The 6,722-nt window shown below is 74.2% G+C and carries 8 protein-coding genes; 6 read left to right on the plus strand and 2 right to left on the minus strand.

Translation table 11 applies throughout. The annotated features are described in order from the left end of the window. Window positions 1–5 precede the first annotated feature (5 nt). Window positions 6–1,358: a TIGR01777 family oxidoreductase gene (locus ACFUJ1_RS31075; protein WP_378650871.1), complete on the plus strand. Its 1,353-nt coding sequence runs from the start codon at window positions 6–8 to the stop codon at window positions 1,356–1,358. Between the two features lie 10 nt (window positions 1,359–1,368). Here ACFUJ1_RS31075 and ACFUJ1_RS31080 read toward each other — a convergent pair whose 3' ends face one another. Then, window positions 1,369–2,247, minus strand: a complete 879-nt coding sequence (locus ACFUJ1_RS31080; protein WP_378650872.1) for a MerR family transcriptional regulator — start codon at window positions 2,245–2,247, stop codon at window positions 1,369–1,371. Between the two features lie 154 nt (window positions 2,248–2,401). Here ACFUJ1_RS31080 and ACFUJ1_RS31085 point away from each other — a divergent pair, with 154 nt between their 5' ends. Beyond that, window positions 2,402–3,025: a lipocalin family protein gene (locus ACFUJ1_RS31085; protein ID WP_378650873.1), complete on the plus strand. Its 624-nt coding sequence runs from the start codon at window positions 2,402–2,404 to the stop codon at window positions 3,023–3,025. A 7-nt stretch (window positions 3,026–3,032) separates the two neighbouring features. Next, the gene (locus ACFUJ1_RS31090; protein ID WP_378650874.1) at window positions 3,033–4,355 is read left to right on the plus strand and encodes a cryptochrome/photolyase family protein; all 1,323 of its coding nucleotides are present in this window, start codon (window positions 3,033–3,035) and stop codon (window positions 4,353–4,355) included. On the opposite strand, the gene ACFUJ1_RS31095 is transcribed toward ACFUJ1_RS31090, so the two are convergent. Then, window positions 4,356–4,637, minus strand: coding sequence for a hypothetical protein (locus ACFUJ1_RS31095; protein WP_378650875.1), 282 nt, complete (start codon window positions 4,635–4,637; stop codon window positions 4,356–4,358). A gap of 215 nt (window positions 4,638–4,852) precedes the next feature. On the opposite strand from ACFUJ1_RS31095, the gene ACFUJ1_RS31100 reads away from it, so the two are divergent. The 3 genes from ACFUJ1_RS31100 (at window position 4,853) to ACFUJ1_RS31110 (ending at window position 6,678) form a co-directional block, all read left to right on the plus strand. Next, window positions 4,853–5,674 carry a mycofactocin-coupled SDR family oxidoreductase gene (locus ACFUJ1_RS31100; RefSeq protein WP_378650876.1) on the plus strand — a complete coding sequence of 274 codons (822 nt, stop codon included), beginning with the start codon at window positions 4,853–4,855 and terminating at the stop codon, window positions 5,672–5,674. Window positions 5,675–5,760: 86 nt separating this feature from the next. Further along, window positions 5,761–6,045: a hypothetical protein gene (locus tag ACFUJ1_RS31105; RefSeq protein WP_378650877.1), complete on the plus strand. Its 285-nt coding sequence runs from the start codon at window positions 5,761–5,763 to the stop codon at window positions 6,043–6,045. A gap of 192 nt (window positions 6,046–6,237) precedes the next feature. After that, window positions 6,238–6,678: an STAS domain-containing protein gene (locus tag ACFUJ1_RS31110; RefSeq protein ID WP_378650878.1), complete on the plus strand. Its 441-nt coding sequence runs from the start codon at window positions 6,238–6,240 to the stop codon at window positions 6,676–6,678. The last annotated feature ends 44 nt before the right edge of the window (window positions 6,679–6,722 follow it).

Consider the following 6,722-nt stretch of genomic DNA (forward strand, 5'->3'; position numbering starts at 1 on the left):
GGAACATGGGAATCGAGTCGAGCGCCGTCGTCGCGGCGCCGCGTTCCGAGGTCTTCGCCTGGTACGGAAGGCCGGGCGCGTTCGCCCGGCTCACCCCGCCCTGGCAGCCGGTCACGCTGGCCGCCGAGGCGGATTCGCTGCGCGACGGCACGGCGGTGCTGCGGCTGCCCGGCGGGCTGCGCTGGGTCGCGCGGCACCGGCCTGCGGAGTACGACCCGCCGCATCGCTTCGTGGACGAGATCGCGGTGGACGGCATCGCCTCGGCTCCGGTCGGGACGGTGCTGCGCTGGCGGCACGTGCACGACTTCGAGGAGGTCGACGCGGAGCACACCCGGGTGCTCGACCGGGTCGAGAGCACCGTGCCCGAGCTCGCGCTGCGCGCCATGTTCGACTACCGGTACCGCCAGCTCGCCGGTGATCTCGCCGCGCACGCCGCGGCGGCCGGGCACGGGTACCGGCCGGGCACCGTCGCGGTGACCGGCGCCTCCGGGCTGGTCGGCTCGGCGGTCGCCGCCTTCCTGAGCACCGGCGGGCACCGGGTGCTTCGGCTGGTCAGGCAGGCGCCACAGGCGGCCGACGAGCGGCAGTGGCAGCCCGACGATCCCGCGCCCGACCTGCTGGACGGCGTCGACGCGGTGGTGCACCTGGCCGGCGCATCGATCGCGGGCCGCTTCACCGCGGCGCACCGGAACGCGGTGGCGAGCAGCCGGATCGGGCCGACCGGGAAGCTGGCCGAGGTCGCCGCGCGGGCGGGGGTGCGCAGCTTCGTGAGCGCGTCGGCCATCGGCTTCTACGGCTACGACCGCGGTGACGAGACGCTCACCGAGGATTCCGGCCGTGGCGACGGCTTCCTCGCCGACGTGGTGGCGGACTGGGAGGCCGAGCTGCGCCCGGCGACCGAGGCGGGGGTGCGCACGGTCGCGGTGCGCACCGGGATCGTGCAGTCGCCCGCGGGCGGGACGCTGAAGTTGCTGCGGCCGCTGTTCAGCGCCGGGCTCGGCGGCCGGATCGGCGACGGCAGGCAGTGGTTCTCCTGGATCGGCATCGACGACCTGGTCGACGTCTACCACCGCGCGCTCTGGGACGAGAGCCTGAGCGGGCCGGTCAACGCGGTCGCGCCGGAGCCGGTGCGCAATGCCGAGTACACGAAGGTGCTGGCGAAGGTGCTGCGCCGCCCTGCGCTGCTCCCGGTGCCGAAGTTCGGGCCCGCGCTGCTGCTCGGCGAGCAGGGCGCGCGCGAGGTCGCGGCGGCGAGTCAGCGGGTCGAGCCGACGCGGCTGCGCGCCGCCGGGCACCACTTCCGCAACCCCGACCTGGACTCCGCGCTCCGCCACGTGCTCGGCCGTACCGAGCGCTGAACGCCGCTGCTCAGCGCAGCCGGGCGACGGCGTCGGCGAGACTGCCGACCCGCCGCGCGCCATCGGGCAGGATCACCGACTCCCAGCCCGGCCCGCCCGCGAGCACCTTCGCGCCCGCATCGATGCAGGTGAGCACGGCCGAGGTGAGCGCGGTCGGCTCCTGCTGGGACCAGAGCAGCACCGCCTTCACCCCGGTGCCGCGGCCGAGCGTGTCGGCCAGCGCGGCGGTCGGCACGTTCGCGCCGAGCATGTGCGCCCCGACCCCCTGCTCGGCGAGCGCGGCGCGCAGCACCTCCAGCGGGAGCGTGTGCGTCTCGCCGCCGGTGCAGGCCAGCACCACCGTGATCCGCGCGGCGGGGGGCGGCGGGCAGCTGCGGTGCAGCACCGAGGTGATGCTCCAGGAGAGCGAGTGCTCGACGTCGATGCAGCGCTCCCCGCCGAGCTGGCGGGCGACGATGTCGGCGAAGGTCGGGCGGCACACCAGGTCCCAGGTGTCCACCACGCCGAAGGCGCGCACGTGCGCCTCGACGATCGCGCCGACGGTCGCGGTGTCCAGCGCGAAGGCGGCGGCGAGCAGCCCGGTGCGGTCGCCGCGGAGCGGCGCGTGGCCGCGCACCGCGGCGGCGGCGCCCGCCGGGCTGGCGCCCTCCTTGATCAGCGTGAGCATCCGGCCGAGCTGGGCGATATCGGCCTCGGAGTAGAGCCGGTGCTTGCCCGGCCGCTCCTGGGCGGGGCCGATGTCGTAGCGCCGGGTCCAGCTGCGCAGCGTCGCGGTGGGAATTCCGAGGCGGTCGGCCACGGCGCGGACGGTGTAGCCGGCCGTATCGGTGACTGGGGTGGAACCGGCGGGCATGACATCATTCTGCCCGCTGTAGGCGATCCCCGTCATGGGTCCTCCTCGCGGTGGGGCTGGGTAGCGCGGCGCGTCCGGGGTATCCGGCGGACGACGTGCCCGACTCGGGGCACGCCCGTCCCGACGCTGAATCGATTATGCATCGTTTCCGCTACCATGTGGGCGACGACGTCGAGAACGAGGAGTTCCGGTGAACCCATTCCGCACGCAACGTCCCACGAAGCGCGGGGGAAGGCTGCTCACGCTGGCCGCGGCCACGATCGCCGCGCTCGCCCCCGCGCTCACCGCCGGCCCGGCAGCGGCGGCGGGCCCGGCCCCGGTGCCCGCGCTGGAGGTGGCCAGCTACCTCGGCACCTGGAACCAGCTGGCCGCGGTGCCCGCGCCGTTCAACCTGGAGTGCGCCCGCGACACCCAGGCGAACTACACCCTCGACCCGCAGGGCAATGTCGCGGTCTTCAACCGCTGCACCACCTGGGACGGCGGCAGCAACGAGATCCGCGGCACCGCCAGGATCATCGACCAGGTGACCAAGGCGCAGCTGCGGGTGGAGTTCCCGAACGTCCCCTTCCAGGAGGACCCGGCAGGCACCCCGAACTACATCGTGACCGCGCTCGGCCCGGACTACTCGTGGGCCGTCGTCACCGACCCGTCGCGGCTCTCCGGCTTCGTGCTCTCCCGGACGCCCGCGCTGGACGAGGCGAGCTGGGAGCAGGTGCGCGGCGCCATCGAGGCCGCGGGCCAGAGCCCGTGCCTCTACCTGACCTCGCCCACCACCGGCGGCATCGACACCGTCGCCCCGCTGTGCACCCGGTGACCCGGCGGTGACAGCGCGCGTCACCCTCGCCCTGTTCACCCGGGATCTCCGGGTGCACGACAACCCGGTGCTCACCGCGGCCCACCGCGGGGGTGACGCGGTCGTCCCGGTCTTCGTCCTGGACGACGCCATCCTCGGCGGCGCGTACGCCGCCCCGAACCGGGTCCGGTTCCTGCTCGCCGCGCTGGACGAGCTGGACGCCGAGCTTCGCGGCATCGGCGGCAGGCTGATCCTGCGCCGCGGCCGGGTCGCCGACGAGGTGGTCCGGCTGGCCGCGGAGGTGGACGCCGCCGAGGTGCACGTGGCCGCCGACGCCAGCGGCTACAGCAGCCGCAGGGAGCGGGCGCTGCGCGACGGCCTCGCCGCCGACGGCCGCACGCTCCGGGTGCACGCCGCCGTCGTCACCGCGGCCGACCCGGAGGTGCTCACGCCCTCCACCGGCCGCGACCACTTCGCCGTCTTCTCGCCGTACTTCCGGCGCTGGAGCCAGGCGCACCAGCGCCGCCCGCTCGGCACGCCGCGCGCGCTCACCGTGCCCGAGGTGCGCGGCGAGCGGCTGCCGGACGCCACCGAGCTGAGCAGCGGGGAACCGTCGCCGCGGCTCGCGGTCGGCGGCGAGACCTCGGGGCGCAAGATCGTCAGGGACTGGCTGGCCGGACCGGTCGGGCAGTACGCCGAGAACCACGACGACCTGGCCGGCGACGCCACCTCGAAGATCTCGCCGTACCTGCACTTCGGCTGTCTCTCGCCGACCGAGTTGGTGCACCGGGTGGACATGGACACCGAGGGCGGCCACGCCTTCGTCCGGCAGCTGGCCTGGCGCGACTTCTACGCCCAGCTGCTCGGCGCCGACCCGGAGATCGCCTGGCGGGACTACCGCACCGGCCCGATCGAGTGGCGCGACGATCCGGAGTCGGCGGCGGCCTGGAAGGAAGCGCGCACCGGCTATCCGCTGGTGGACGCGGCCATGCGGCAGCTGCACGAGGAGGGCTGGATGCACAACCGCGGCCGCCTCGTCACCGCGGGCTTCCTGGCCAAGTCGCTGCGGATCGACTGGCGGGTCGGCGCGGCGCACTTCCTGCACTGGCTGGTAGACGGCGATATCGCGAACAACCAGCTGAACTGGCAGTGGTCCGCGGGCACCGGAACCGACACCAGGCCGAACCGGGTGCTCAACCCGCTGCGCCAGGCCGAGCGGTACGACCCCGACGGCGCCTACGTGCGCCGCTACATCCCGGAGCTCGCGCACCTGCCCGGCGCGGAGATCCACCGGCCGTGGCGGGCGGGCGCCGACTACCCGGCGCCGATCGTCGAGGTGAACGGAATGTAGTCAGCGCACCGAATCGCAGGTCGCCGGATCGGCCAGCGCGCCCTCGGCGGCGCGCAGCCGGTCGGTGATGGCGGCGAGCAGGTCGATGGATTCCGGCGAGAGCCCGGCGGCGTTGCGCATCAGCCTGCGCAGGCCGGGCAGCGCGAAGCGGGCCGCGGTGGCGGCGTCGCCGGTCGGCGCTTCGTCCGGTCGGGATTCGGGCTCGTCCGGTGCGACGACGGTCGCGACGCCACCGCCGAGCAGGTCGTCGACGGTCCGGTGTTCGTCCTGGTCGAGTTTCACGGCGCAGTGCTCTCAATCTGTGGATTTCGTTCGTCCACCACGAACGGGCGGAAGGTGTCGCCGCCGGAACGGCCACGTCCTCGAGACGGGTGCGCGGATTGTGACGCATGGTACGACGCGCGGCTCCCGTCCGCGCAGCGGGCTACGCGCGCGAGCCGGTGCGCGCGCGTAGGGTCGCCTGCGACCGGGACCACGACCTCGCGTGAGGAGCGGGAATGGGACAGCTGGACGGCCGCGCCGCCGTGATCACCGGCGGGGCGCGCGGGCAGGGCCGCTCGCACGCCGTGCTGCTCGCCGGGGAGGGCGCCGACATCGTGCTCGCCGACCTCGCGGCGCCGCTGCCGGGGCTGCGGTACCCGCTCGCCACCCCCGACGACCTCGCCGAGACCGCCGAGCTGGTGCGCGCGGCAGGCGGGCGCTGCCACACCGTGCGCGCCGACGTGCGCAGCCGCGACGACATGGAGCGGGTGGCCGCCGAGGCGCTCCGCGAATTCGGCCGGATCGACATCCTGCTCGCCAATGCCGGGATCGCCACGCACGGCACCATCGCCGACCTCGACGAGCGCACCTGGCGCGACACGGTCGACGTCGACCTCTCCGGTGTCTTCCACAGCATCAAGGCGGTGCTGCCGACCATGCTGGAGCGGCGCTGGGGCCGGATCGTCGCCACCTCGTCGATCGTCGGGCGGATGGGCGCCACCGGCTCCGGCGCCTACGCCGCCGCGAAGTGGGGGGTGATCGGGCTGATCAAGTCGCTCGCGCTGGAGGTGGGGGAGTCCGGCATCACCGCCAACGCGGTGCTCCCCTCCGGCGTGCGCACCGACATGGTCATGAACCCTGCCACCTACCGGGTGCTGCTGCCCGATCTGGAGAACCCCACGCGGGCGGATGCCGAGGCCATGTTCGCGAAGGGCGGCGGGCTGATCGAGCCGGAGGAGGTCTCCCGGCTGGTGCTGTTGCTCGTCGGCCCGCACGGCGGCCGGTTCAACGGCGAGGCGCTGAGTATCTCGGACGGCATGTCCGGGGGGACCGTCTGAGCGCGTGACCCACCCCACCTGCGGTAACGCCGCTCGGGGCGGGCTCGATGAACGGGGTGGACGAAGCGAAGCAGAAGGGGAGAGCGGTGGACAACACCACGGCGGCACAGCATTTCGACGCGCTGGTGCCCGGTCTCGCGGACCTGCCGCACTGCACCCTCCGGATCGACGGGTCGCGCTGCGCGACCAGGGCCGACCGCTGGGCGCGCGGCCGCGGCTGCTGCCGGGCGAGCGGAATCGACCTGCTCTGCGAGAACTGCGCGCTGCGGCTGGAGTGGTGGTTCGCGCTCGGCGTCCGCTTCGAGTGCAGCGGCTGCGGCGCGGTGTCGGACTCGCTGGCGGCGCTGTTCCCGGAGTCGGACACGGTGTAGCGCCGGAACGTCCGGTGTCGGTCGTTCGGATCATGCTGGGGGACAACCCTTTACCTGCTCACTGCCACGCCGCCGGGAAGACACGCGGACGAAATGCGCGGGGAGCCCTATGCTCTCGGTATCGCTGTAAGCCGGGAGAGGCATGGGCGGCCGGTCCCGGCCCGGTTCCGTGCCGCCCGGTCGAGGAGTTCGATGGCCGCTCATCCGGCAGGGCCAGGTGCCGATCGCCCGCGCCGCCCGGAGCCCGATCTGGTGTCGCCGGGAACCGATGCGGCGGTGTGCTTCTCGGAGGCCAGGCTGCGGCGCGACATCACGCTGCTCACCGTCGGCGGTGAGATCGACCTCTCCACCGCGCCGGTCCTGAAGGAGCGGCTCAGCTCCGCCGCGGACGGGGCCGGCACGCTGGTCGTCGACCTGACGCCGGTGACGTTCCTCGCGGCGGCCGGGCTGCGGGTGCTGCTCGACGCGCAGTGCGCGGCCGACCGCTCGCAGCTGCGGCTGGTCTGGATCACCGGGGCCCGGCCGGTGGATCGGGCGGTCGAGATCGGCGGGGCCGGGGACCGGCTGCGCCGGGTCTCCTCGCTGGCCAGCATCCTCGGGTACCGGGAACGCCGCATGCCGGCGACCGGCTGAGCCGGTCACCGGCATTCCGACGTCTCCGGCCGCGGGTTCGGCGC

This window comes from Nocardia sp. NPDC057227 (assembly GCF_042669725.1).
GTDB classification, from domain to species: domain Bacteria; phylum Actinomycetota; class Actinomycetes; order Mycobacteriales; family Mycobacteriaceae; genus Nocardia; species Nocardia asteroides_A.